Below are 24,258 nucleotides of genomic sequence, written 5' to 3'. Positions count from 1 at the left end.
CTCCTCGTGACCGGCCGCGCGCCGCGACCGTGTCCAGACTAGGTGGGCCGGCTGTCGTGCAGCTGAGCAACGGCCCAACACCGGGTGACCGACCTGCCCGTGGGGGCCGAGGCTCAGGCGGCGCCGAGGGTGACCTGGACCTCGCGGGAGGCCCCGTTGCGCACCAGCTCCAGGGTCACCGTGTCGCCCGGGTCGTGGGCGTCGACCGCTACGACCAGCTCCTCCGAGCTGCCCACCGCCTCGCCGTCCACCGCGATGACCACGTCCTGCTCCTGGACGCCGGCCTCGGCCGCGCCGCTGTCGGGCTCGACGTTCACCACCAGCGCGCCGTCCCGGGTGCCGTCGGTGACCGAGCGGGCGTTCACCCCGAGGGTGGCGTGCACCGCCGACCCGGTGGAGATCAGCTGCTCGGCGATGTCGCGGACCGTGTCGATCGGGATGGCGAAGCCGAGCCCGATCGAGCCGCCGGTGGTGCCGTTGCCGCCCACGGAGGCGATCGCGGTGTTGATCCCGATGACCGCGCCGGTGCCGTCGACGAGCGCACCGCCGGAGTTGCCCGGGTTGATCGGGGCGTCGGTCTGCACCGCACTGATCACCGCGTTGGTGTCGCTGCCCTCGCCGGCGAGCCGGACCGGCCGGTCGAGCGCGCTGACGATGCCGCTGGTGACCGTGCCGGCCAGGCCCAGCGGTGAGCCGATGGCCACCACCGGGTCACCGACGACCAGGCCGCCCGGGTCACCCAGGGAGGCCGCGACCAGCCCGGGCTTCTCCACCTTCAGGACGGCGAGGTCACTGGACGGGTCCCGGCCCACGATGCGGGCCGCGGAGCCGCTGCCGTCGTCGAAGACCGCGCGGATCTCCGCGTCCTCGGCGTCCGCGGCCCCGGAGATGACGTGGTTGTTGGTGACGATGTAGCCCTCGTCGGCGTCCACCACGACGCCGGAGCCGGTCGCGCCGGCGTTGGCCAGCCGGACCTCGATCGAGACCACGGCCGGAGTGATCCGGCCGGCGATGTCGGCGACCGAGCCCGGCTCCCGGGTGGTGCCCGGGGAGACCTCGGAGAGCTGCGTGCCCGGGGAGAGCAGCGGCTCCTCGTCGGCGGTGCGGCCCAGGAACCACGCCGTGGTGCCGCCGGCGACGCCGACGATGAGGAGACAGAGCAGCGCCAGGGTGGTCAGCCGGATCGACAGGTCGCGCAGCCGGACCTTGCGGCGACCCTGGGCGTCGACGACGACCGGGCCGGGCTGCAGCTCCTCGCGGGGGTACTGGGCCGGCGCCCCGAGCCCGGCGGGCGCGTACGGGTCGCGCCAGGGATCGGCGGCGGCGTCGGGCTTCCAGAAGGGGGCGGCCGCGGTGCGCCGGCGCCGCGGGCGGCCGCCGGGCGGCTCACCCAGTCCGGAGGCGCCGTCGCGGGGCGCGAACGCGCGCAGCACGGCCTCGGGCGGCGGCGGCGGGACCGGCGGCGGACCGGGCACCGGCCGGTCACCGCTGAAGGAGCCGGTGACCTCCTGCGGCCGGCCGAAGGCGGCCTGCTGCGCGGGGTGCGGCTGGGGCTGCGGCCCGCGGTCGGGCTGCAGCCGACCGTCGGCCGGCGCGAAGGCACCCGTGGTGCCGGCCGGCCGCCCGAAGACGGCGGCCTGGTCGCCCTCGGGGTCCCCGGGGTGGCCGTCGGCGCGCTCGTCGACCCGCCGGGAACCGGTCGGCTCGGAGCCGGGCGTCTCGCTCAGGGCGTCCCGTCCGGGGGCAGCGTGGTGGTGGCGCCCACGGTCATCGCGCGCACCACCGGCGGCACGATGTCGGTGCGCTCGGTCGGGACCGTGCGGCTGACCGGCCCGGCGACCTGCCCGGGCCGCGCCACCTCGTCGGCGGGCACCTCCCCGGCCGGCAGGCCGACGGCGAGCACGGCGACGCCGAGCCCCAGCCCGGCCAGCGCACCGGTGACCCCGCGGCGCAGCCAGCGCGGGCTGCCGTCGACGCGGGCCGGCGGCTCGGCCGGCGACAGCGGGATCGCCCACGACCCGCCCAGTCCGCTGGTGGTGAGACCGTCGGCGCCCGCGCTGACCGTGCCCAGCCCTCCGCTGCCGGGCACGTCCGCGGTGAACGGGATCGCCTTCAGCCGGGACAGCAGGTCACAGGGGACGTCGAGGTCGACGCCCCGCTGCAGCGCGTCCTTGGCCTCCCGCTGCGCGGCGACCGCCATCCGGCACTGGGCACACCCGCCCAGGTGCCGGGCGGCGCGACCGGCCGCCCCGCCGGACAGCTCCCCGTCGACGAGGGCGGCGATCGCCTCCTGGGCGAGGTGGCTCTCCGAGATGCTCACGACACCTCCCCGGCGGCCAGCGCGGCGCGGCCGGCGGCAGTGCGGTTCGGCGCCATGTGTGCCAGGGCCTCGCGCAGCTGCACCCGGCCGCGGTGGATGCGGCTGCGCACCGTGCCCAGCTTGATGCCCAGGGTCGCCGAGATCTCCTCGTAGGTGAGGCCCTCGATGTCGCAGAGCACCACGGCGACCCGGAACTCCGGGCTCAGCGCGTCGAGTGCGGCCTGCACCTGCGGGTCGAGGTGGGTGTCGGCGTAGACCTGCTCCGGCGAGGGTGCGGAGCCGGGCAGCCGCTCGGTGTCCTCGGGCAGCGCGTCGAAGCGGATCCGCTGCCGGCGCCGGACCATGTCCAGGAACAGGTTCGTGGTGATCCGGTGCAGCCAGCCCTCGAAGGTGCCCGGGGAGAAGTCCGCCAGCGAGCGGAACACCCGGACGAAGGTCTCCTGGGTGAGGTCCTCGGCGTCCTGCTGGTTGCCCGACAGCCGGTAGGCCAGCCGGTACACCCGTGCCGAGTGGTCGCGGACGACCTGCTCCCACGTCGGGGCGACCCACGGCTCGGCCGCCGCGGCAGCGGGCTCGGGCAGCCCCTGCCCCGCGGGTTCGGTCGTGGCGGGTCCGGTCACCGGCCCAGGATCGCAGACCACGGGCGCGGACACCTCCCCACCGGGGGTGGACCGCTCGACGGCAGGCTGGCTGGTGGTGGTACGCGAGAGACGCACGTCCGGTCCAACGGGCAGGTGGCAGAGCGGTGTTCCCGTCCGCACCGGACCCACAGCCAGTTGCCAGGAACGCACCCGGTGGACGACGGCGGCGCCACCCTCCCGGGCGCGGACGCCGGTGCCGCCACTACCCTCGCCCAGTGACCAGCGCTGCCGGACCGCCCCCTTCAGGAGGGTCCCCGACCAGTGCCGCGGACTACGCCGACAGCTTCGCCACCGAGAGCCCGGCCCAGGCCGCGGCGCGACAGCGGGCCCTGACGTCGGCCAGTGCCTTCGGCACCCCTGCGCCCGTCGAGCCCGCGGTCGGCGCCACCCTCGCCGTCCTCGCCGCCTCCAGCGACGCCCGCTCGGTCGTCTCCATCGGCAGCGGCGGCGGCGTGGCCGGGCTGTGGCTGCTGCAGGGCATGCGCACCGACGGGGTGCTCACCTCGCTGGACGCCGACCCGGCCGAGCTGCGCGCCGCCCGGCGGGCGTTCACCGAGGCCGGCATCCCCAACGGCCGCACCCGGCTGATCTTCGGCACCCCGGGTGAGGTGCTGCCGCGGCTCTCCCCCGGCGGCTACGACCTGGTCAGCTGCGCCGGCCCGCCGCTGGAGTACTCCAGCGACCTCGACGGCCTGCTCGGGCTGATCCGTCGCGGCGGGTCGCTGGTCTGCCACGGCCTCCTCACCGAGGCCCGGATCGCCGACCGCGCGGCCCGCGACCCGCAGACCGTCGCCTGGCGGGAGATCGCCCGCACCCTGCGCGAGGACGAGACGCTCACCTGCGCGGTCCTGCCCATCGGCACCGGCCTCCTGGTCGCCACCAAGCGCACCTGAGAGACCTCTCCCGCCCGCCAGCGCTGCCTCAGCGGAAGAGCAGCCGGTCCGCCGGCTCCCAGGGGCCGCCACGGTAGTGCCAGAGGCCGAGCCCGCGGGCGGTGACCGTCTCCGGCACGAAGCCGGCGGACAGCTGGGCGTGCAGCGCCCGGGCGACGTCCGGGGCGACCTTGTTCTGCACGGTCACGTGCGGGCGGGACCACTGCCGGTCCTGCCGGGTCAGCCACGGGTCGAAGGCACCGGCCAGCCGGGTGCGCAGCGCGGTCAGCTGGCTCGACCCCAGGTCCAGCGCCACCCCGCGACCGAGGAACCGCACCCCGGTCACGGTGACGTCGAACGCCGGCCGGTCCGCCGCAGCCGCCAGCTCTCGCCGCACTGGCTCCAACTGCTCCCCCGGCAGCGCGTGGAACAGCGTGACGTGCGCCTGCAGACGAAACACTCCTTTCCCCCCACCACTCGCAGGCTCGCGGTGGGCCCCTGAAAGGGGCCTGGCCGGGAAGTGCTCGGCCCGCAACCGGTCGAACCGCTCCTGCGCCGCCCGGTCGAGCAGCAGCGTGACGATCAGCGGGGCCGCGCCGGTGCCGTCGGACATCAGCCGATGGCGCGGGCGCCCTTGCCCAGGATGGTCACCCCGCCTGCGCTGACGTGGTAGCGCTCACGGTCGCGGTCGAGGTCCACCCCGATGTGCGCACCGGGCGGGACGACGACGTTCTTGTCCAGGATCGCCCGGCGCACGATCGCGCCCTCGCCGATGTGCACGCCGTCCATCAGCACGCTGCCCTCGACCCGTGAACCGCGCTCGAGCCGCACGCCCGGCGAGACCACCGAGCCGTGCACCGAGCCGCCGTCGATGATCACGCCGGCGCTGACCATCGACTCCTCGGCCCGGCCACCGAGCACGAACTTCGCCGGCGGCAGCATCGGCGGGAGGGTGTAGATCGGCCAGCGGTCGTTGTAGAGGTTGAACACCGGCGAGACCGACACCAGGTCCATGTGCGAGTCGTAGTAGGCGTCCAGCGTCCCGACGTCGCGCCAGTAGCCGTGGTCGCGCTCGGTCTCCCCGGGGACGACGTTGCTGCTGAAGTCGTAGACGTAGGCGTCGCCGGCCTCGGCCATCATCGGCATGATCGAGCCGCCCATGTCGTGCACCGAGTTCTCGTCGGCGGCGTCGACCCGCAGCGCCTCGAGCAGCGCGTCGGTGGTGAAGACGTAGTTGCCCATGCTGGCGAACGTCTCGTCGGGGCTGCCGGGCATGCCGGGCGGGTCGGCCGGCTTCTCCAGGAACTGGCGGACCTTGCCGTTCTCGTCGGCGTCGATGACGCCGAAGGCGGTGGCCTCCTGCCGCGGCACGCGCAGCCCGGCGACGGTGACGCCGGCACCGGTGGCCAGGTGCTGCTCGATCATCTGCGCCGGGTCCATCCGGTACACGTGGTCGGCGCCGAAGACGACGACGATCTCGGGCCGGTCGTCGTAGATCAGGTTGAGGCTCTGGTAGATCGCGTCGGCGCTGCCGGTGTACCAGCGCGGGCCCAGCCGCTGCTGCGCCGGCACCGGGGTGATGTAGCTGCCCAGCAGGGTCGACATGCGCCAGACCGTGGTGATGTGCCGGTCCAGGGAGTGGCTCTTGTACTGCGTCAGCACGGCGATCCGCCGGATGTCGGCGTTCACCAGGTTCGACAGCACGAAGTCGATGAGCCGGTAGTTGCCCCCGAAGGGCACCGCGGGCTTGGCCCGGTCCTGCGTCAGGGGGGCGAGGCGCTTGCCCTCGCCACCGGCCAGCACGATTCCCAGGACCTTCGGACCGCCACGCATGGACGCAACGTAACTGCTGAGCCCCCGGTTCGCGCGATCTTGCGCGCAGGACGCGGCAGCGCACCACCACCTAGGGTGAAGCGCGTGCGCGTGGGAGTGGTGACGAGGGAATGGCCGCCGGACGTCTACGGAGGGGCCGGGGTGCACGTCGAGCACCTCGTCGCGGCCCTGCGTGGGCTGGAACACGGCCCGGAGCTGGACGTGCACTGCTTCGGCGGTCCGCGCCCCGACGCGACCGGGCACGGCGTGCCCAGCGGGCTGCAGTCGGCCAACGGCGCGCTCCAGGCGGTGGGGGTCGACGTGGAGATCGCCGCGGCCCTGGCCGACGCCGACCTGGTGCACTCGCACACCTGGTACGCCAACTCCGCCGGCCTGCTCGCCCAGCTGGTGCACGGGTCCGCCCACGTGGTGACCGCGCACTCGCTGGAGCCGCGCCGGCCGTGGAAGGCAGACCAGCTGGGTGGGGGCTACCGGCTGTCCTCCTGGGTCGAGCGCACCGCCTACGACGCCGCCGACGCGGTGATCGCCGTCAGCCGCGGCATGCGCGCCGACGTGCTCGACGTCTACCCCGACCTCGACCCCGGGAAGGTGTTCGTGGTCGGCAACGGCGTGGACGCACAGGCCTACCGCCCGGTCGAGGCACCCGACGTCGTCCGTGGCCTGGGCGTCGACCCCGATCGGCCCTACGCCCTGTTCGTCGGCCGGATCACCCGGCAGAAGGGGCTGGTGCACCTGCTGGCCGCGGCCGAGCAGCTGCCCCCCGAGGCCGGGCTGGTGCTCTGCGCCGGCGCCGCCGACACCCCGGCCGAGCGCCAGCAGGTGGCCGACGCCGTGGCCGAGCTGCAGTCCCGCCGCACCGGCGTGGTCTGGATCGAGCAGATGCTGCCGCGCGAGCAGCTGGTCCCGCTGATCACCGGCGCCACGGTGTTCGTCGTCCCCTCGGTCTACGAGCCGCTCGGCATCGTGAACCTGGAGGCCGCGGCCTGCGGGACGGCGGTGGTGGCCAGCGCCGTGGGCGGAATCCCGGAGGTGGTCGACGACGGGCGCACCGGGCTGCTGGTGCCCTACGACGCCGACCACCCGGCCGCCTTCGCCGCCGGGCTGGCCACCCGGATGGCCGAGCTGCTCGCCGACCCGGCCCGCGCCGCGGCCATGGGCGCCGCCGGCCGGGAGCGGGTGCTCGCCGAGTTCGGCTGGCCGGCGATCGCGCAGCAGACCGTCGAGGTCTACGAGGCGGTCCTCGCCGCACGCAGCTGACCCGCCGGGCCGGTCAGCGCGAGCGCCCGCCCGCGCCGCTCTGACCGGTGCCGGGCTGGTCGTAGAGCGCGGACCGGCCGCGGCCGGCGGCCTTGGCCCGGTACAGGGCGGTGTCGGCTCGGCGCATCAGCTGGGAGGCGAGTTCCCCGGGTCGGTGCTCGGCGACCCCGACCGACAGGGCCACCCGCGCGCTGGCGACCCGCAGCTCCTCCACGACCGCCAGGGCGGCGGGGCCGTCGTGGTCGGGCAGCAGCAGCGCGAACTCGTCTCCGCCGTGCCGGGCGAGCACTGCGCCCCGCGGCACCCGCGGCAGCCACTCGCCGGCCACGGTCCGCAGCAGCTCGTCGCCGGCGGCGTGCCCGTACTGGTCGTTGATCGCCTTGAAGTGGTCGACGTCGACCAGCGCCGCCGACAGGTGGGCACCCGACCGGGTCGCCACGCGCAGCGCCTCCTCCAACGCGTCGTCGAAGCCCCGCCGGTTCGCCAGCCCGGTCAGCCCGTCGAGGCTCGCGGTCGAGGCCCGCCGCACCAGGCTGGCGACCACCAGCGCGATGGTGCAGGTGGCCACGGCGAGGACGACGACGGGGCCGGCCGGCACGCCGCGCACGGAGAGCACGGCCGTGCCCGCGGTGATGGCGGTCAGCAGGTACGCCGCCGCGAGCGGGGGCGCGAAGAGGAAGAACGCGGCGACCGCCACGAAGGAGTAGATGCCGGCGAGCGCCAGCGCGCTCACCGTGTCCGGCGCCAGCGCGACCACCGTGCTGATCAGCGCGGTGCCCAGCAGCACCAGCACGTGGAAGAGCGGCCGGGGCAACCGGTGGCCCCACCGGACGACCGCGGCCCCCGCGGCCGCGGCGAGCACGCCGATCACGGCGAGCACGGTGGCTCGTCCGTCGCGGTCCCCGGTCGACAGCGCCACCAGGGCCAGCACGGCCAGTCCACCGGCGACGTACAGCGCACCGATGACCGGCCCGATCACCCGGGCGGTGGCCACCTCCGGTGCGCTGCGCCTCCACCACATGCAGCCTCATCGGTCCGGGGACGGGGACACCGGAGTCTCTCCCAGCAGCGACAGCCCCCTCCGGGTGACCCGGTCAGCCGGCGGCCCGGTCGATCTCGGCGGCCAGCGCCGTCAGGGCGTCGACCACCCGCGCCACCACTCGCCGTTCGGCCCGGTCCGGGCGCAGCAGCGCCTCGACCCGGCGCCCGGCGGGCACCCCGGTCAGCGGCAGCATCCGCACCCCCGGCCGGCGGGAGGTGGTGTGCCGTGGGAGCAGGGAGATGCCGTGCCCGGCCGCCACCATCGCCGAGGCCACCGTGAAGTCGTTGATCCGGTGGGCGATGTGCGGGGCGGCACCGGACCGGGCCGCCACCGCGGCCAGCACCGGGGCGACGGGGAAGCCCTCGCGCACGGTGATCCACTCCTCGCCCGCGAGCTCCTCCGGGGTGACCGCCGTCCGGCCGGCGAGCCGGTGCGCCGCTCCCACCGCGACGTCCAGCGGCTCGCGGAACAGCGGCACGACGCGTACGCCGGCAGGCCAGTCGGCGGCGCCGTCGGGCCGGTGGGCGACCACCACGTCGAAGCGGTCGGTGAGCGCCGGGAAGTCGGCCAGGGCGACGTCCTCGTCCGCGAGCTCGAGGGTGATGCCCTCCGCCGTCGCAAGGGCACCCAGCAGCGGCGGGAAGAGCAGCTGCGCCGCGCTCTGGAACGCCGAGACCCGCACGGTGCCGACCGGACGGTCGTGGAACTCCTGGCAGGCCACCCGGGCCCGCTCCACCGCCACGGCGACGTCGACGGCGGCGTCGGCCAGCGCCTCCCCGGCCGGCGTGAGCCGCAGCCCCCGCCCGACCCGCTCGGTGAGCGGCACGCCCATCTCCGTGGTGAGCGCGGCCAGCTGCTGGGAGACCGCCGACGGGGTCAGGTGCAGCACCGCCGCCGCAGCGGTCACCCCACCCCGGCTGCGGACGGCGCGGAGCGTCTCCAAGGTGCGCAGGTCCATGCAGCGAGTCTGAACGGTGGGTCAAGATCTGTTCGCTGGAGTTTGACGACGGCGGCCGGGAGGATCGTCGACGTGCCGCTCCGTGACCGCCTGCTCGCCTGCCTCGTCGCCGTCCTGTGGGGGCTGAACTTCACCGCGATCCACCTGTCGCTGGAGCAGTTCCCGCCGTTCGCACTGGTCGCCCTGCGGTTCGGGCTGATCGCCGTCCCGACCCTGCTGTTCGTGCCCCGGCCGGCCGTCCCGCTGCGCTGGCTGATCGGCTACGGCACCGGCTTCGGCGTCCTGCAGTTCTTCTTCCTCTACCTGGCGATGGACACCGGCATGCCGACCGGCCTGGCCTCGCTGGTGCTGCAGTCCTCGGCACCGTTCACCGTGCTGCTGGCCGGCCTGCTGCTGCACGAGCGGCTCACCGCCCGGCAGCTCACCGGTGTGGGCATCGCGGTGGCCGGGCTGGGCGGGATCGCGCTCTACCGGGCCGAGGTCGGGGGTGCGGCGCTGCTGCTGCCGGTCCTGCTGACCCTCTGCGGCGGGCTGGGCTGGGCGCTGGGCAACCTCTGCACCCGGCAGGCCCGGGCCACCGAGCCGCTGAAGCTCACCCTCTGGATGAGCGTGGTGCCGCCGCTGCCGATGCTGGCCGTGTCACTGCTCGCCGAGGGCCCGGCCGCGATCGCCCGCTCGTTCACCACGCTGGGCAGCCAGCAGGGGCTGCTGGCGCTGGCCGGGCTGCTCTACACCGTCGTGGTGGCGACGCTGATCGGCTCCGGGATCTGGACGGCGCTGATGGCCCGGCACCCCTCCAGCACGGTGGCCCCGTTCTCCATGCTGGTGCCGGTGGTCGGCATCGGGGCCTCGTGGCTGCTGCTCGACGACGCCACCTCCGCGGTGGAGATCGGCTGCGGCGCCGTCGTCGTCGCCGGGGTGCTGCTGGCCACGACGACCGGGCGCACTCCGGCTCGGCGAGATCAGGGCCAGATGGAGGCGACGATGATCGCCGAGACCGCCAGGGTCGAGCCGGCGGAGACCAGGCTGGCCGGGTGGAAGGCCACGTCGGTGAGGTGGTGGCCCAGCCGGCCGGGGGTGAGCACGTCGAGCAGCAGGAACGCCAGCGCCTGGAGCAGCACGCCGAGCAGGCCGAACACCACGGTGTAGGCCAGCGCCCGGCCGAACCCGCTGGTCGCGTTGGTCCAGATGGTGGTGAACGCGATCGCACCCTGACCGAGGAAGCCGGCGGCCAGCGCGATGCCGGCGTTGACCGACCGCTCCTCGTAGATGTGCTTGGCCAGCCGGCCAGGGGTGAGCAGGTCGAGGGCGAGCGCGCCGACGAACAGCAGCGCGATGCCGACGGCGGTGTAGGCGACGGCGTAACCGATGCTGGCCAGCACGGGGACCTCCAGGTCAGGGGCGGGGCGCGATGGAGCCTAGGGGGTCCGCCACACCGGGCCGCGGAATGGCGCTCCCGGGCCCGGCGCTGCAGCTGCCGTGACCGACGCGCTGACGCTGTTCGACATCGGCCCGGACGACGACGTCCGGGCCGAGGAGACGCCGGTCGACAACCGGCTGCTGCAGGTCCGCACCGTCTACGCCGAGCCGGCGGCCGCAGCGTCCCCGCGGGGCCGTCAGGTGCTCGCCCGGTTCCCCGGCGCCGAGCTGGTCGAGGTCGACTCGCACTGGCAGCTGCCCGAGCTGCACGGCAACGCCGGCAACGTCGAGCGCTGGGTGCGGGTGAAGAGCGAGACGCTGGTGCTCGGCGTCAAGAAGTCGCTGAGCACCCGGCCCAACGGCCGCTCCGCGGACTTCATCGCCCCCTCGACCGCCAACGGCTGCGCGATGTCCTGCGCCTACTGCTACGTGCCGCGGCGCAAGGGCTACGCCAACCCGATCACGGTGTTCACCAACATCGAGCAGATCACCGCGCACCTGCGCCGGCACGTGGCCCGCCAGGGCCCCAAGACCGAGCCGAACCAGTGCGACCGGGACGCCTGGGTCTACGACCTCGGCGAGAACAGCGACTGCTCGGTCGACGCGGTCGTCAGCGACAACGTGGCCGACCTGATCGCCACCTTCCGCGAGCTGCCCACCGCCAAGGCCTCCTTCGCCACCAAGTTCGTCAACCGGCAGCTGCTCGACCTCGACCCGGCCGGCCGCACCCGGGTGCGCTTCTCCCTCATGCCCGACGCCGACGCCCGGCTGCTGGACGTGCGCACCAGCCGCATCGACGAGCGGATCGCCGCGATCGACGACTTCGTCGAGGCCGGCTACGAGGTGCACCTGAACTTCTCCCCCGTGGTCCTGCGCGAGGGCTGGGAGGCGGACTGGACGGCGCTGCTGCAGCAGCTGGACGACCGGCTCTCGGCCGCCACCAAGGCCCAGGCCGCCACCGAGGTGATCATGCTGACCCACAACGAGGGCCTGCACGAGGTGAACCTGGGCTGGCACCCCAGGGCCGAGGAGCTGCTCTGGCGCCCGGAGCTGCAGCAGCCCAAGGTCAGCCAGAACGGCCAGCTCAACGTCCGCTACCGCAACGACGTGAAGCGGGCCGGCGTCACCCGGCTGCAGGAGCTGATCGCCCAGCACGCCCCATGGCTGCCCGTCCGGTACGCGTTCTGATGGCCGCCCTCACCGGCGTCGGACTGTCGCTGCTGGACCGCTCCCGCACCCGGGCCGGCGAGCCGGACAGCACCGGGGTGACCGGCACCGTCGACCGGGCCGTCGCCGCCGAGCGGCTGGGCCACGACCGCTTCTTCGTCGCCGAGCACCACGGCGTCCCCGGCGTCGCGAGCGCCGCGCCCGCCGTCCTGCTCGCCGCGATCGCCGGCCGGACGACGACGCTGCGGATCGGCTCGGCCGGGGTGATGCTCCCGCACCACCAGCCGCTGGTCGTGGCCGAGCAGTTCGCCATGCTCTCGGCGCTGGCGCCGGGCCGGGTCGACCTCGGGCTGGGCCGCTCCCCCGGCTTCACCCCACCGGTGCGCCGGGCGCTGCGCGAGCACGAGACCGACTTCGCCGCCGACCTCGCCGAGCTGCGCGCATACCTGGACGGGACGGCGGAGGTGACCGCGCGCCCCCGCCCGGCCGCGCCGGTGCCGATGACGGTGCTGGCCACCGGGCGCGGGCTGGAGGTGGCCGCCGACCTCGGCCTGCCGGTCGTCGTCGGCGGGCCGCTGCTCGGGGTGGCCGGCGACCCGGAGCCGGGGCTGGCCGCGCTCGACGGCTACCGGCGCGCCTTCCGGCCCTCGGCGCAGCAGCCGGAGCCGCGGGTCTCGATCAGCCTCGACGTACTGGTGGCCGACACCACGACCGAGGCGCAGGAGCTGTTGCTGCCCGAGGCGTGGGCGATGGCGCAGGCCCGCACCGCCGGCGCCTTCCCACCGCTGGAGCCGGTCGCGGCTGTCCGGGCGCACGAGTGGACGTCGCGGCAGCGGCAGTACGTGGAGCAGACCGCGGCCTCGGCGATCGCGGGCACCGCCGACCAGGTCGCCCGGCGGCTCGCCGAGCTCGTGGAGCGCACCGGCGCCGCGGAGCTGATCGCCTCCAGCAGCACCTTCGACCGGGCCGCGCTGGCCGCCTCCGACGCCGCCCTGGCCGAGCTCTTCGGCCGGGCGACCGGGGCGGACCGTGCTCAGTCCAGCGAGCCCAGGCCCGCGGTCAGCGCCTCGCCGTCCCGGCCGTAGACGACCGGCACCGCACCGAACCGCGCGACCCGCACGCCCTCCCCCGCGACGTCGCGCAGCAGCACGGCGGCCACCCGCTCCGGCTGGTCCAGCGCGAACTCCTCGTACAGCGCCGGGTCGTGCTCACCGGTGTCCCCGACCAGCGTCCAGCGCACGCCGGGCAGGTCCTCGGCCACCCGCCGCAGCGCGGTGCGCTTGTGCGCCTGGCCGTCCCGGAACCAGCGGTCCGGCGTCGGGCCCCAGTCGGTGAGCAGCAGCGGGCCCGGCGGGAAGCCGGCGCGTTCCAGGAACCGGGTCAGCGGCCCGGCCAGGTTCCACGGTCCGTTGCTCAGGTAGACGACCGGCACGTGCGGCGCCCCGCTGACCAGCTCGTGCAGCAGCGCCGCCATCCCCGGCACCGCCCGCCGCTGGCTCATCGGCTTGACGAAGGTGCGCCAGGCGGCGCGCAGCGGGGTGGCCAGACCGGTGACCAGCACGGTGTCGTCGATGTCGCAGACCACGCCCCGGGCGGCGTCCGGGGAGGCGAGGTGGACCGTCGCGGTGGACTGCCGGTCCCCGGCCCGCAGCACCACCTCGAGCGTCGGGGAGTCGGGCAGGCCGCCGGTGAGGTCGACGGTGACGTCGACCAGCCCGCCGTCGTCACTGCGGATCCGCGTCCGTTGCCCGGCGAGCTCGATCTCCACCTCGGTGCCCGCGCTCTCCAGGGTGAGGAACCGCTGCCAGCCGGGCACCGCCCGGCGGTCCTCCGGATGGGTGTTCGCCGGCGCCAGCAGCACCCGGCCGAGGACCCGCACCCGCCCCCCGCTGCCGTACCCGGGGTACGCCAGCACGGCCGGTGTCCAGCCCGCCCGCCGGGCAGTGCGGGACAGCAGCTCGCGGACGGCGACGTCGGCGCGATGGGCCAGGGCGGGGAAGGAGACCACGACCGCAGACTGCCACCCCCGGTGGCCGGAACCGATCCGGGCAGATCGCGGGGACACGGCGTCCAGGTGGTGTCGCCGGCGCACCGGCTGTGCCACGGTGCACCCGTCCTGACCAGCCAGCCGCCAGGAGGCGCCGGTGCCCGCCGTCGAGATGCACGCGGTGTCGAAGTCCTACGCCCGGCGCGGCCGACCGCCGCAGCAGGCGCTGGACGCCCTCGACCTGGTCGTCGAGACCGGCGGGGTGCACGGCTTCCTCGGGCCCAACGGCTCGGGCAAGACGACGTCCATCCGGGTGCTGCTCGGGCTGATCCGGCCCGACGCCGGTGAGGTGCGCCTGCTCGGCCGGCCGGTGCCGGCCGGGCTGCCCGAGGTGATCGGCAGCGTCGGCGCCCTGGTGGAGACCCCGCTGTTCTTCCCCGGCTTCTCCGGACGGCGCAACCTGCGGCTGCTCGCCGAGACCGCCGGCCTGCCGCGCACCCGGGTCGAGGAGGTGCTGGAGACCGTCGAGCTGACCGACCGCGCCGACGACCGGTTCAAGGGCTACTCGCTGGGGATGAAGCAGCGGCTGGGCATCGCGGCCGCGCTGCTGAAGTCCCCGCAGCTGCTGATCCTGGACGAGCCGAGCAACGGGCTGGACCCGGCCGGCATCCGCGACGTCCGCGAGCTGATCCGCCGGCTCGGCCGGGACGGGTCGACCACGGTCCTGCTCAGCTCTCACCTGCTGGCCGAGATCGAGCAGGTCGCCGACCGCGTCTCGATCATGGCCCGCGGCCGGTGCATCGCCGCCGGCCCGGTGCACGAGGTGCTGGCCGGCCGCTCCACCGGCGACGTGCGGGTGCGGGTGCCCGACCGGGCGGCCGCGACCGCGGTGCTCACCGCCGCCGGCTACACCGTCACCCCGGCCGACGACGCCCTGGTCGTCGCGGCGGTGCGCGGCCCGGGCGAGGTCACCCGGGTGCTCGCCGAGCACGGCCACTACCTGGAGGAGCTGACACCGGTGGCAGCGGACCTGGAGAGCGCGTTCCTGGCGCTGACGGCGGAGCCGGCATGAGCGCCGTCCAGACCCCGCCGGAGGCCCCGGCCACCCGGCCGGCCGGCCGCTTCGGCGGCCTGCTCACCGCCGAGGTGCACCGCTTCGCGGCCCGCCGGTTCATCCACGTGCTGCTGGTGCTCGCGGCGCTGGGCTGGGCCGCGGTGACCGTCATCGGACTGATCGGCTACGCCTCGCCCACGCCCGAGCGCCTCGCCGCGGCCGAGCAGGCCCGCGCCGAGCAGGTCGAGATGCAGAACGAGGGGCGCGAACAGTGCCTCCGGGACGCCGCTCCCCCGGACGACCTGACGCTGGACCAGTGGTGCGGCCCGGAGACGACCACGGACGACGTCCCGCTGGACTGGTTCCTGTCCCCGGCGCCGTTCTCCCTCGCCGCGGACGGCATCGCCGGCGCGGTGGCGTTCAGCGCCGCGGGCTCGGTGCTGGCCTTCCTGGTCGGGGCCACCTTCGTCGGCGCGGAGTGGTCGACCCGGTCGATGGTGGCGCTGCTGTTCTGGGAGACCCGGCGCCCCCGGGTGCTCGCCGCCAAGATCGCCGTCGTCGCGGTCGCCTCCGCCGTCCTGGGCGTGGTGGCGCAGGCCGCCTGGCTGGCGATGTCCGGCCTGTGGCAGGCGTTCGTCGGCGACGGCGTCGCCCTGCCCGGCGACTTCTGGCCCGAGCTGCTCGGCACCGCCGGCCGCGGTGTGCTGCTCACGACCCTCGTCGGGCTGCTCGGCTTCGGCCTGACCAACCTGGTGCGCAACACCGGCGCGGCGCTGGGGGTCGGCTTCGTGTACTTCGCGGTGCTGGAGACCGCGGTGCGCATCATCCGCCCGGAGTGGCAGCCGTGGCTGCTCACCAACAACGCCACGGCGCTGGGGCTCCCGGACGGGCTGACCATCACGACCGACTACGACCGGTTCACCGGGCAGCCCACCGTGTACGTGCTGGGCAACCTGCAGGCCGGGGTCTTCGTGGCGGTCGTGACGGCCGTCGTCCTGGGGATCGGCATCGTGCTCTTCAGCCGCCGGGACCTGCACTGAACCCCGCGCGGGAGGGCGTCGTGCGCCCGGCGACCGCGGCGGACGCCGCCGGCATCGGCCCCTGTCACCTCGCCTGCTGGCAGGAGACCTACGGCGGCCTGCTGTCCCCCGCCTTCTTCGCCATCCGGTCGCCCGAGCGGTTCGCCGCCAACTGGGGCCGCCTCCTGGCCGACCCGGAGACCGCGTCCGTGGTCGTCGCCGAGGTGGACGGCGAGGTCGTCGGGTTCGCCCAGGCCGTCCCCAGCCGCGACGAGCCCCCGGTCCGGGCGGAGGAGCTGAGCACGCTGTACCTGCGTGCGGCGCAGCACGGCAGCGGCCTGGGCCAGGCGCTGCTGGACGCCGTCCTCGCCGGCCGGCCCGCGTCGCTGTGGGTGGCCGAGCAGAACCCGCGGGCGATCGCGTTCTACCGGCGCAACGGCTTCACCCCCGACGGCGCACGGCAGGTCGACGACGCGTGGGAGGGGCTGGCGGAGGTCCGCCTCGTCCGCTGAGCGGCCGGTATCTGACGACCTGATGACATCCGTTTCGGCGCAGGGCGGGTGCCGGGTAGGCCCAGGTCATGGACACCGACCTCGAGTCCGCCACCCGTACCGAGCTGCTGCGCCGCGCGCGTGAGCAGGACGTGCCCGGACGCTCGTCGATGAGCAAGGAGCAGCTGCTCGACCACCTGCGCCCCTCACCCGCCGACGGGGACGGTCCCGGGGACGGCACGGTGCGGGGTGACGGCCGCCGTCCGGTGTACTCCCGGGTCGAGGCCTTCCGCCTGCTCGCCGAGGCCCGGGCCCGCGGCGAGATGGTGCTGATCCCCCGGATGCTCACCGGCAACGACCGCCGGGTGCACGTGCGCGAGACGGTGCGCGAGGACCACGAGACCCGCATCGCCACCGGCGACCTGGAGGCGCGCGACAAGTTCGACAAGCTCGCCGGGTCGGTCTTCCACTTCTTCCGCGGCACCAACCTGCTCTTCTACCGCGACCTCGTCGGCGAGGACTCCCGGCTGCCCACCGTGCTCGCGCTCGGCGACGTCCACCCGGGCAACTTCGGCGTGATGCCGAGCTCGGACAACGTGCCGATCTTCAGCGTCAACGACTTCGACGACGCCTACTACGCGCCGTTCACCTGGGACCTCAAGCGCGGCGCCGTCGGCTTCCTGCTCGGCGCCGCCGAGAAGGGCGACCTGAGCCGGAAGAAGCAGCTCGCCGTCGCCCGCCGCTTCGTGCGCGGGTACATCGACGGGATCGCCTCCTACGCCGCCGACGGCCGCGAGCAGACCCAGCAGCTGCGGCTGGACAACGCGCCGCCGCTGATCGCCGACCTGATCTCCAGCACGCTGGAGACCAGCCGGGCCGAGTGGCTCGGCGACCTGCTGGACGAGACCCGCCGCGGCTTCCGGACCGACGACGAGCTGGTGCCGGTGAGCAGCCGCCGCGAGGAGTTCCAGGGCATCGTCGACCGGTACGTCGCCGAGAACGAGGTGCGGGTGCCGGAGCGGGCCGGGCAGATGCGGGTGAAGGACGTCGCCGAGCGGCGCGGCGCCGGCACCGCGTCGCTGGGGCTGACCCGGTACTACGTGCTCATCGCCGGCATGCAGGACGACGGCACCGACGACCTGCTGCTGGAGTTCAAGCGGGCCCGCCGGTCGGCGCTGGCCGGGCTCGTGCCGCCGTCGGGGTACGAGGCCGACGAGCAGGGCGACCGGATCCGGCACGCGCAGCGGGTGCACCTGGTCGACGGCGACGTCTTCTACGGCAGCGTCGACATCGAGGGGCAGAGCTTCATGGTGCGGGAGCGGGCACCGTTCCGTGACGACATCAGCCTGGGCTCGCTGTCGGCGGGCGACTGGAAGGAGTACGCGGAGATCTGCGGGCGGGTGCTGGCGCACACGCATGCGATGTCCGACGAGAACGGCAACGTCGACTACGACGTCGAGCCGGCCATCCTCGACGCGATCGGCGGCCGGGACCTGTTCGTCGACGACGTCCTGCGCTTCGCCGAGGAGGCCGCCGACCGCGTCCGCCGGGACCACGAGCACTTCGTCGCCGACCACGAGCTGGGCGCCTTCCAGAACGTGGACGTCGTCTACCGCTGACCCGCGGCCGGCCGCCCCGGGCAGCGCTCCCGCTCGAGGGTGCACTCCGTTCGGGGCTGCACTCCCGGTCGGGGCTGCACTCCCGTCGAGCCTCCACTCCGGTGGGGGCTGCACTCGGCCCGGGGTGGGTCGCCCGCTCAGCGGTCTCCACCGCGGCGACCCCTCGGCCGGTCGGCCTCTACCGAAACTGTCATACCTCGAACGTATGTTCGATGCGTGACGACGACACCGATGCCCCTCGGCCCGATCGACGTCGTCATCGATCTGCAGTACGCCTTCGGCTCCCACTCATCACGGGCCCGGGCGATGTCTGCCGAGCAGGTCGCCGCGGAGCTGCAGAGCATCCAGCGCCGGCGGGCGATGGACGCCGCCCACGAGGCGCGACTGATCCTGCAGCTGGCCGCCGCCCGCCCGGCCGCGCTGGACCCGGTCGGCCCCGGCGCGCCGTCCTCGACCTGGGCCGCTCAGCCCGGGGGTGGAGAGATCAGCGAGTTCTTCCCCGCCGAGCTGTCCACGGTGCTCAACCTCGGCCGCGGCACCGCCTCCCACCGGCTGGCCCGGGCGCTGACCTGGTCCCGCAAGCTCCCCGCCACCCTGGCCGCGCTGGAGTCCGGCGACCTGGACGAACGCCGCGCCGACGCCCTGGCCGACGTCCTGGCCCACACCACCACCGAGGTCGCCGGGCAGGTCGAGGCCGCCCTGCTCCCGGAGGCCACCGGTCTGTCGGTGTACCGGCTGCGCGAACGCGCCACCGCACTCATGCTCGAACTCGACGCCGCCGCGGCCGAGGAACGCCGCGCGGAAGGGGAGAAGACCGCCGACGTGCGCGTCTACCCCTCCCCGACCGACGGCCGATCGACGCTCGCGGCAGACCTGCCCACCGACGAGGCCGTGGAGTGCCACGACCTGATCGACCAGCTCGCCACGATGCTCAAGGCCGACGGTGACCCCCGCCCCATCGGGGTGCTGCGGGCGCACGTGCTCTCAGCCCTGATCCGCCGCCCGGCCGACTCGGGGCTCCCATCGGTCGCTGCGAACCTGACGATCACCGCCGACCTGAGCGCCCTCGAAGGCGCCAGCAGCACCACCGGTGAGGTCAACGGCCTGCCGATCACCGCCACCCACCTGCGCGACCTCCTGGCCCGCGTCGGCGCCCTCGGCCTCACCACCCCCGACGGCGGCACGCTCACCTACGCCCTCACCGGTCCCGACGGGCAGCTCCTGGCCACCGTGACCCCCGCCGAGCTGGCCCGCCTCGCTCGCCGCGGCTGCCCCCAGCACCCCGACAGCGACAGCGACAGCGAGGGCAGCAACGGCCCGATCGTCCGTCGCCACATCGCCGACACCGAAGCCGCGACCGGGGCTCGCGCCGAACGAGCCAGTGCCCCCGATCCGTGCGGGTGCCAGGTGCTCGGCCCGCCACCACCGACCAGCGGCTACACACCCACCGCCCGACAACGCGCCTTCGTCACCACCCGCGACCGGCGCTGCCGGTTCCCCAACTGCGGCCAACGCGTCGGCTTCACCGACCTCGACCACGTCACCGCCCACGCCTGCGGCGGGGTCACCGACTGCACCAACCTCTGCTGCCTGTGCCGCTCCCACCACCGGCTCAAGACCTTCGCCCCCGGCTGGCGCTTCCACCTCGACGGCGACGGCACCCTGCACGTCACCACGCCGTCCGGGGTCACCCGCACCACCCGACCACCAGGTTCGCGACCGCCCCAGACCGAGGCGGTGCCGCCCGGACCGGATCCGCTGCTGGACCAACCCGCCGACGACCCACCGCCCTTCTGACGGGCCGAGCCCGCCCATCGACACGAGAGGTCGACATGTCGCCATGTCCCCAGACGACCGACCGGGACCACTGGATGAAGGCCGACGAACGCGAGCCCTGGGCGAGCCGCCGTACTCGGGACGTTTGCGCTCACCGGCAGCGATGAGCAGTCTCAGCGGGTGCACAGACGCCACTTCCTCGCCGCCGGAGCCGCACTCGCCCTCGCCGGCTGCAGCGGCGGCACGGAACGGCGCACTGCCGATCGGACGACGTCTCCCGCACCGTCGTCCTCGGCCGAGCCCACGCCCACTCCCAGCCCGGCTCCGGAGCCACCACCGCCGACGCCGGGCACTCCCGCCGAGGTGCTGGCCCGCTCGACCGTCCCGGTGCTCTGCTACCACCAGCTGCGGGAGCACACCGCCGACGACAGCCCCTACGCCCGCACGATGATCACGCCACCGGCGGTGTTCAGCGCCCAGCTCCAGGCGCTGCGCGACGGCGGCCACACCCCGGTGTCCGGTACCGCGCTCGTCGACCACCTCCAGTTCGGCACCGCGCTGCCCGACCGGGCGGTGCTGCTCACCTTCGACGACGGCTCGGCCACCCACGCCACCGTCGGGCTGCCGACGCTCCGCCAGTTCGGCTTCCCTGCGACCTTCTTCCCGATGACCGTGGTGCTGGACAAGCCGAACTGGCTCAGCAGCGACCAGCTGCGTGAGATGGCCGCAGCCGGGATGACCATCGGCGCGCACAGCTGGGACCACCAGCGGGTCGACCAGCTGACCGGCGACCAGTGGACCGAGCAGCTGGACCAGCCCCGCCAGACCCTGACCGAGATCCTCGGCCAGCCGGTCGACCTGCTCGCCTACCCGCACGGCATGTGGGACCAGGAGGCCCTACCGCACGTCGCCGCCGCCGGCTATCGAGCCGCCTTCCAGCTCTCCGACACCCAGGACCCCGCCCAGCCACTCCTCACCATCCGCCGCGTCATGCCGCCGCCCACCTGGGACGGCGCCACCTTGTTGGCCCACCTGGAGTCGGACTTCTGACCGCCGTTGGTCACTGAGTGCGGTCTCGGAGCAGTCGAGACCGCACTGCGTGACCAACGGCGCCCCGGCCCGGCGGGCCACGCGGCTACGGTGAGCGCCGTGGCCAGGGTCGTCGTCGTCGGGGCGGGGCTCGGGGGGCTGGCGGCCGCGGCGCGGCTCGCGGCGGGCGGCCACACGGTCACCGTGCTGGAGCAGGCACCGCAGGTCGGCGGCAAGCTCGGCTGGTACGCCCGCGACGGCCACGGCTTCGACACCGGCCCCAGCCTGGTCACGCTGCCGCAGGTCTTCGAGGACCTCTTCGCCGCCACCGGCGACCCGCTCGCCACGGTGCTCCCGCTGCGCCGGCTGGACCCCGCCGTCGCCTACCGCTTCGCCGACGGGACGACGACGGCGGTGCCCGGCCACCGCGACGCGATCACGGCCCGGCTGGACGCCGACCTGGGCCCCGGCAGCGGCGCCCAGTGGTCGGCGCTGCTGAGCCGGGCCGAGGCGATGTGGCGGGCCACCGAGCAGCCGTTCCTGCGGTCCCCGCTCGCCGGTCCGGCCACGCTGGCCCGGCTCGCCCGCAACGTCGCCGACCTGCGCACCATCGCCCCCGGCCGCACGCTCCGCGGACTCGGCCGCCGGCACCTGACCGACCCGCGGCTGCAGATGCTGCTCGACCGGTACGCCACCTACTCCGGCTCCGACCCCCGACGCGCACCCGCCGCCCTGCTCACCGTGCCCTATGCCGAGCAGGCGTTCGGCTCCTGGTACGTGCCCGGTGGCCTGCGCCGACTGCCCGAGGCGGTGGCCGACCGGGCGGTCGAACGCGGCGCCGTGGTGCGCACCGACGCCGACGTCGCCGAGGTGCTGGTCGAGGGTGGCCGGGCCACCGGCGTGCGGCTGGCCGACGGCGCCGTGCTGCCGGCCGACGTCGTCGTCTGCAATGCCGATGCCGCGCACCTCTACGGCCGGCTGCTGCCCGCCCGGGTGCCGGCCCGCGGCCCGCGGGCCGCGCTGCGCCGGGTCACGCCGTCGTCCTCGGGTTTCGTGCTGCTGCTGGCCCTGCGCGGCCGCACGCCGGATCTGGCCCACCACACGGTGCTCTTCCCGACCGACCACACCGCGGAGTTCGACGCGCTGTTCGGCCGGCAGGGCCCGAAGCGGCCGGTGGCCGACCCGACCGTCTACATCAGCGCCCCCGACGACCCGGCCACCCGGCCGGACGACGACAGCGAGTCGTGGTTCGTGCTGGTCAACGCCCCCCGCCACGAGCCCGGCCGCGGCGTCGACTGGACGGCGGACGGCCGGGCCGGTGCCTACGCCGACCTGGTGCTCGCCCGGATGGCGGCCCGCGGCCTGGACGTCCGCGACCGGGTGCGCTGGCAGGTGGTGCGCACCCCGGCGGACCTGGAGCAGGAGACCGCCAGCCCGGGCGGGTCCATCTACGGCACGTCCAGCAACGGCGCCCGGGCGGCGTTCCTGCGGCCGGCCAACGCCTCTCCCGTGCCCGGCCTGTTCCTGGTCGGCGGCTCGGCGCACCCCGGCGGCGGGCTGCCGCTGGTCACCCTCTCGGCCGAGATCGTGGCGGGGCTGATCGGCCCGGCCTGAGCCGGTCGGCGGGCTCAGCAGCCGGGTACCGGGCACGCCGCCGTCCGGAGGGAGCACGCTGCCGTCGGGAGGGAGCACGCCGCCGTCGGGAGGGAGCACACTGCCGTCCGGAGGGAGCACGCTGCCGTCGGGAGGGAGCACGCCGCCGTCCGGAGGGAGCACGCCGCCGTCCGCGCACACCCAGCCATGCACGCGCCGGTGCCCGGCCCGCTGGCAGCGGACCGGGCACGGGACCGAGCAGGTCGGCCTCAGGCGTCGCGGCGGCGGAAGACGAGGGTGGCCACGATCAGCAGCGCCGCCGTCTCGGCGGCGAAGACCCCGAACCCGGTCCACGGCCCCAGCACTGCACCGCCGTTGAAGGGGAGCACCTGGGCGACCGTGCCACCGGCGTTGCCGGGCATCACCTTGGCCACCCACTCCCCCCAGGCGCCGGGCAGCGCGTAGGCCAGGTTGCCGACGACCAGCACCAGCGCGATGCCCACGGTCAGCGCCGCGGCGGTGTGCCGCACCAGCAGCCCGAGCGCCATGGCGAACAGACCCAGGCCCGCCAGGTAGAGCCCGTTGCCGACCAGCGCGCGGAGCACTCCGTCGTCGGACAGTGCGACGCCGAAGCCCTCCCGGTCGAGGAACCAGTTGCCACCCAGGTAGCCGGCGAAGGCGGTGACGACGCCGGCGACGAACAGCACGCCGGCGAGCACGACCGCCTTGGCCGCCAGGACCCGGCCGCGCCGGGGCACCGCGGTCAGCGTCGCCCGGACCATGCCGGTGCCGTACTCACTGGTGACCACCAGCGCGCCCAGTGCCACCGCGGTCAGCTGGGAGAAGAGCAGACCGAAGGTGATGAAGGTCTCCGGCACCTCCGTCGTGGCACCGGCGGCGAGGTCCCGGGCCGCGCCCCAGCAGATCAGCGTGGTGAGGCCGGCGCCCAGCGCGAACAGCAGCCCCAGCGACCAGCGGCTGGAGCGCACGGTCCAGAACTTGATCCACTCCGCGTTCAGCGCCGCGCCGAAGCCGGGGGCGCGCCGGCCGGGCACGTGCCGGTCCGGGTCCAACCGGACGACGTCCGGGCCGGCTGCAGACGGGAGCGGGGCCGCACTGGTCGTCGGGCCGGCGCTCATCGGAGGGCTCCTGCGGTCTCGGTCTGGTGGGCGGCGTACTCGACGCTGTCGGCGGTCAGGGTCATGAAGGCGTCCTCCAGCGAGGACTGCACCAGGGTCAGCTCGTGCAGGTGCAGCCCGGCCCCGCCGACGAGCTCGCCGATGCCGGCGGCGTCCAGCCCCTGCACCCGGAGCTCGCCGTCCTGCCGGTCGACGTCCTGCCGGTCGACGTCCAGGCCGTGCTGACGCAGCAGGGTCTCCACCTCCGCGGTCCGGGGGCTGCGCACCCGCACGTAGGAGGCGGCGTGGTCGGCGATGAACCGGCTCATCGAGCAGTCGGCCAGCATCCGGCCGCGACCGACCACGATCAGGTGGTCGGCGGTGAGAGCCATCTCGCTCATCAGGTGGCTGGAGACGAGCACCGTCCGCCCCTGCCCGGCCAGCTCCCGGGCGAGGTTCCGCACCCAGCGGATGCCCTCGGGGTCCAGCCCGTTGACCGGCTCGTCCAGGACGACGACCGGTGGGTCCCCGAGCAGCGCGACCGCGATGCCCAGCCGCTGGCCCATGCCGAGGGAGAACCGGCCCACCCGCTGGTCGGCCACCGCCTCCAGCCCGACCAGGTCCAGCACCTGGTCGATCCGGGCGCGCGGGATGCCGTTGCTGGCGGCCAGCCAGCGCAGGTGGTCGCGGGCGCTGCGGCCCGGGTGCAGGGCCCGTGCCTCCAGCAGCGCGCCGACCTCGCGCAGCGGCGCGGGCGATGCGGCATAGGACCGGCCGTTCACGGTCGCGCTGCCGGACGTCGGGCGGTCCAGGCCCAGCAGCATCCGCATCGTCGTGGACTTGCCGGCCCCGTTCGGGCCGAGGAAGCCGGTCACCCGGCCGGGCTCGACGGTGAAGCTCAGGTCGTCGACGGCGGTCTTGGGTCCGTAGGTCTTGGTGAGTCCCCGGGCGACGATCACAGCGTCCCCCCGGGGCGGGCGGAGGAGGTGGTGTCCATGCCGACGAGCCTGTCGGCGGAGCCGCGCCGCGGACATCGGGGAGCGCCCTGAACCGACCCTGACCC

22 protein-coding genes and 1 pseudogene are annotated in these 24,258 nt (G+C 74.9%); 12 read left to right on the top strand and 11 right to left on the bottom strand.

Annotation, left to right across the window (positions count from 1 at the left end; all coding sequences use genetic code 11):
• Window positions 1-113 precede the first annotated feature (113 nt).
• The 3 genes from Q1A09_RS09645 to sigE form a co-directional block, all read right to left on the bottom strand.
• A complete protein-coding gene (locus Q1A09_RS09645; RefSeq protein WP_299954037.1) occupies window positions 114-1,475 on the bottom strand; it encodes a S1C family serine protease in 1,362 nt (453 codons plus the stop codon).
• 248 nt (window positions 1,476-1,723) lie between these two features.
• A complete protein-coding gene (locus tag Q1A09_RS09640; RefSeq protein WP_299954035.1) occupies window positions 1,724-2,320 on the bottom strand; it encodes an anti-sigma factor in 597 nt (198 codons plus the stop codon).
• Window positions 2,317-2,901 (bottom strand): RNA polymerase sigma factor SigE, encoded by a 585-nt coding sequence (gene sigE, locus Q1A09_RS09635; RefSeq protein ID WP_299954691.1) that lies wholly within the window; start codon window positions 2,899-2,901, stop codon window positions 2,317-2,319. The genes Q1A09_RS09640 and sigE overlap by 4 nt, the downstream gene beginning before the upstream one ends.
• Window positions 2,902-3,176: 275 nt before the next feature.
• Between sigE and Q1A09_RS09630 the strand changes: the two genes are divergently transcribed.
• On the top strand, window positions 3,177-3,854 hold the full coding sequence (locus Q1A09_RS09630) for an O-methyltransferase (protein WP_299954032.1): 678 nt from the start codon (window positions 3,177-3,179) through the stop codon (window positions 3,852-3,854).
• Window positions 3,855-3,882: 28 nt separating this feature from the next.
• Here the strand turns inward: Q1A09_RS09630 and Q1A09_RS09625 are convergent, their stop codons facing one another.
• Together Q1A09_RS09625 and glgC are read right to left on the bottom strand one after the other, a co-directional pair.
• The gene (locus tag Q1A09_RS09625; RefSeq protein WP_299954029.1) at window positions 3,883-4,446 is read right to left on the bottom strand and encodes a 2'-5' RNA ligase family protein; all 564 of its coding nucleotides are present in this window, start codon (window positions 4,444-4,446) and stop codon (window positions 3,883-3,885) included.
• Entirely contained in the window at window positions 4,446-5,666 is a 1,221-nt protein-coding gene (glgC, locus tag Q1A09_RS09620) for a glucose-1-phosphate adenylyltransferase (RefSeq protein ID WP_299954027.1), read from the bottom strand. Before glgC ends, Q1A09_RS09625 begins: the two co-directional genes overlap by 1 nt.
• Before the next feature lie 84 nt (window positions 5,667-5,750).
• Here glgC and glgA point away from each other — a divergent pair, with 84 nt between their 5' ends.
• Window positions 5,751-6,923 (top strand): glycogen synthase, encoded by a 1,173-nt coding sequence (gene glgA, locus Q1A09_RS09615; RefSeq protein WP_299954025.1) that lies wholly within the window; start codon window positions 5,751-5,753, stop codon window positions 6,921-6,923.
• A gap of 13 nt (window positions 6,924-6,936) precedes the next feature.
• On the opposite strand, the gene Q1A09_RS09610 is transcribed toward glgA, so the two are convergent.
• Window positions 6,937-7,944, bottom strand: a complete 1,008-nt coding sequence (locus Q1A09_RS09610; protein ID WP_299954022.1) for a diguanylate cyclase — start codon at window positions 7,942-7,944, stop codon at window positions 6,937-6,939.
• A gap of 73 nt (window positions 7,945-8,017) precedes the next feature.
• Entirely contained in the window at window positions 8,018-8,923 is a 906-nt protein-coding gene (locus tag Q1A09_RS09605) for a LysR family transcriptional regulator (protein ID WP_299954020.1), read from the bottom strand.
• Here Q1A09_RS09605 and Q1A09_RS09600 point away from each other — a divergent pair.
• Window positions 8,846-9,844: pseudogene (locus tag Q1A09_RS09600) on the top strand (EamA family transporter); the annotation flags it as partial. The gene Q1A09_RS09605 and the pseudogene Q1A09_RS09600 overlap by 78 nt on opposite strands.
• Window positions 9,845-9,885: 41 nt before the next feature.
• Here Q1A09_RS09600 and Q1A09_RS09595 read toward each other — a convergent pair.
• Window positions 9,886-10,305 carry a DUF350 domain-containing protein gene (locus Q1A09_RS09595; RefSeq protein ID WP_299954018.1) on the bottom strand — a complete coding sequence of 140 codons (420 nt, stop codon included), beginning with the start codon at window positions 10,303-10,305 and terminating at the stop codon, window positions 9,886-9,888.
• Window positions 10,306-10,402: 97 nt separating this feature from the next.
• Here Q1A09_RS09595 and Q1A09_RS09590 point away from each other — a divergent pair, with 97 nt between their 5' ends.
• Together Q1A09_RS09590 and Q1A09_RS09585 are read left to right on the top strand one after the other, a co-directional pair.
• The gene (locus Q1A09_RS09590; RefSeq protein WP_299954017.1) at window positions 10,403-11,530 is read left to right on the top strand and encodes a spore photoproduct lyase family protein; all 1,128 of its coding nucleotides are present in this window, start codon (window positions 10,403-10,405) and stop codon (window positions 11,528-11,530) included.
• Complete coding sequence (locus tag Q1A09_RS09585; protein ID WP_299954015.1) at window positions 11,503-12,594, top strand: MsnO8 family LLM class oxidoreductase; 1,092 nt, start codon at window positions 11,503-11,505, stop codon at window positions 12,592-12,594. The genes Q1A09_RS09590 and Q1A09_RS09585 overlap by 28 nt, the downstream gene beginning before the upstream one ends.
• Here the strand turns inward: Q1A09_RS09585 and Q1A09_RS09580 are convergent.
• Window positions 12,543-13,517, bottom strand: a complete 975-nt coding sequence (locus Q1A09_RS09580) for an App1 family protein (RefSeq protein ID WP_299954013.1) — start codon at window positions 13,515-13,517, stop codon at window positions 12,543-12,545. The two genes, Q1A09_RS09585 and Q1A09_RS09580, sit on opposite strands and share 52 nt — an antisense overlap.
• A 136-nt stretch (window positions 13,518-13,653) precedes the next feature.
• On the opposite strand from Q1A09_RS09580, the gene Q1A09_RS09575 reads away from it, so the two are divergent.
• The 7 genes from Q1A09_RS09575 to crtI all read left to right on the top strand — a co-directional run bounded on the left by Q1A09_RS09575 (window position 13,654) and on the right by crtI (window position 22,098).
• Window positions 13,654-14,568, top strand: a complete 915-nt coding sequence (locus tag Q1A09_RS09575; RefSeq protein ID WP_299954011.1) for an ABC transporter ATP-binding protein — start codon at window positions 13,654-13,656, stop codon at window positions 14,566-14,568.
• A complete protein-coding gene (locus Q1A09_RS09570) occupies window positions 14,565-15,590 on the top strand; it encodes an ABC transporter permease subunit (RefSeq protein ID WP_299954009.1) in 1,026 nt (341 codons plus the stop codon). The genes Q1A09_RS09575 and Q1A09_RS09570 overlap by 4 nt, the downstream gene beginning before the upstream one ends.
• 20 nt (window positions 15,591-15,610) lie before the next feature.
• Complete coding sequence (locus Q1A09_RS09565) at window positions 15,611-16,081, top strand: GNAT family N-acetyltransferase (RefSeq protein WP_299954007.1); 471 nt, start codon at window positions 15,611-15,613, stop codon at window positions 16,079-16,081.
• 68 nt (window positions 16,082-16,149) lie between these two features.
• Window positions 16,150-17,679, top strand: a complete 1,530-nt coding sequence (locus tag Q1A09_RS09560) for a DUF2252 domain-containing protein (protein ID WP_299954005.1) — start codon at window positions 16,150-16,152, stop codon at window positions 17,677-17,679.
• 306 nt (window positions 17,680-17,985) lie between these two features.
• A complete protein-coding gene (locus Q1A09_RS09555) occupies window positions 17,986-19,476 on the top strand; it encodes an HNH endonuclease signature motif containing protein (protein ID WP_299954689.1) in 1,491 nt (496 codons plus the stop codon).
• Window positions 19,477-19,635: 159 nt separating this feature from the next.
• Window positions 19,636-20,505 carry a polysaccharide deacetylase family protein gene (locus Q1A09_RS09550; RefSeq protein ID WP_299954003.1) on the top strand — a complete coding sequence of 290 codons (870 nt, stop codon included), beginning with the start codon at window positions 19,636-19,638 and terminating at the stop codon, window positions 20,503-20,505.
• 99 nt (window positions 20,506-20,604) lie between these two features.
• Complete coding sequence (gene crtI, locus Q1A09_RS09545) at window positions 20,605-22,098, top strand: NAD(P)/FAD-dependent oxidoreductase (protein ID WP_299954001.1); 1,494 nt, start codon at window positions 20,605-20,607, stop codon at window positions 22,096-22,098.
• A 248-nt stretch (window positions 22,099-22,346) separates the two neighbouring features.
• Here the strand turns inward: crtI and Q1A09_RS09540 are convergent, their stop codons facing one another.
• Window positions 22,347-23,216: an ABC transporter permease subunit gene (locus tag Q1A09_RS09540; RefSeq protein WP_299953999.1), complete on the bottom strand. Its 870-nt coding sequence runs from the start codon at window positions 23,214-23,216 to the stop codon at window positions 22,347-22,349.
• Entirely contained in the window at window positions 23,213-24,154 is a 942-nt protein-coding gene (locus tag Q1A09_RS09535) for an ABC transporter ATP-binding protein (RefSeq protein WP_299953997.1), read from the bottom strand. The genes Q1A09_RS09540 and Q1A09_RS09535 overlap by 4 nt, the downstream gene beginning before the upstream one ends.
• Window positions 24,155-24,258: the final 104 nt, after the last annotated feature.

Source organism: uncultured Modestobacter sp. (genome assembly GCF_947486615.1).
GTDB lineage: Bacteria > Actinomycetota > Actinomycetes > Mycobacteriales > Geodermatophilaceae > Modestobacter.
This window is presented reverse-complemented; position numbering and strand designations above follow the sequence as displayed.

Excerpts from the sequence above, each read along its gene's own strand:
- Q1A09_RS09540 (WP_299953999.1), bottom strand. The coding sequence starts at position 23,216 with ATGAGCGCCGGCCCGACGACCAGTGCGGCCCCGCTCCCGTCTGCAGCC.
- glgC (WP_299954027.1), bottom strand. The coding sequence starts at position 5,666 with ATGCGTGGCGGTCCGAAGGTCCTGGGAATCGTGCTGGCCGGTGGCGAG.
- Q1A09_RS09610 (WP_299954022.1), bottom strand. The coding sequence starts at position 7,944 with ATGTGGTGGAGGCGCAGCGCACCGGAGGTGGCCACCGCCCGGGTGATC.
- Q1A09_RS09560 (WP_299954005.1), top strand. The coding sequence starts at position 16,150 with ATGGACACCGACCTCGAGTCCGCCACCCGTACCGAGCTGCTGCGCCGC.
- Q1A09_RS09625 (WP_299954029.1), bottom strand. The coding sequence starts at position 4,446 with ATGTCCGACGGCACCGGCGCGGCCCCGCTGATCGTCACGCTGCTGCTC.
- Q1A09_RS09585 (WP_299954015.1), top strand. The coding sequence starts at position 11,503 with ATGGCTGCCCGTCCGGTACGCGTTCTGATGGCCGCCCTCACCGGCGTC.
- Q1A09_RS09555 (WP_299954689.1), top strand. The coding sequence starts at position 17,986 with ATGTCTGCCGAGCAGGTCGCCGCGGAGCTGCAGAGCATCCAGCGCCGG.
- Q1A09_RS09605 (WP_299954020.1), bottom strand. The coding sequence starts at position 8,923 with ATGGACCTGCGCACCTTGGAGACGCTCCGCGCCGTCCGCAGCCGGGGT.
- Q1A09_RS09570 (WP_299954009.1), top strand. The coding sequence starts at position 14,565 with ATGAGCGCCGTCCAGACCCCGCCGGAGGCCCCGGCCACCCGGCCGGCC.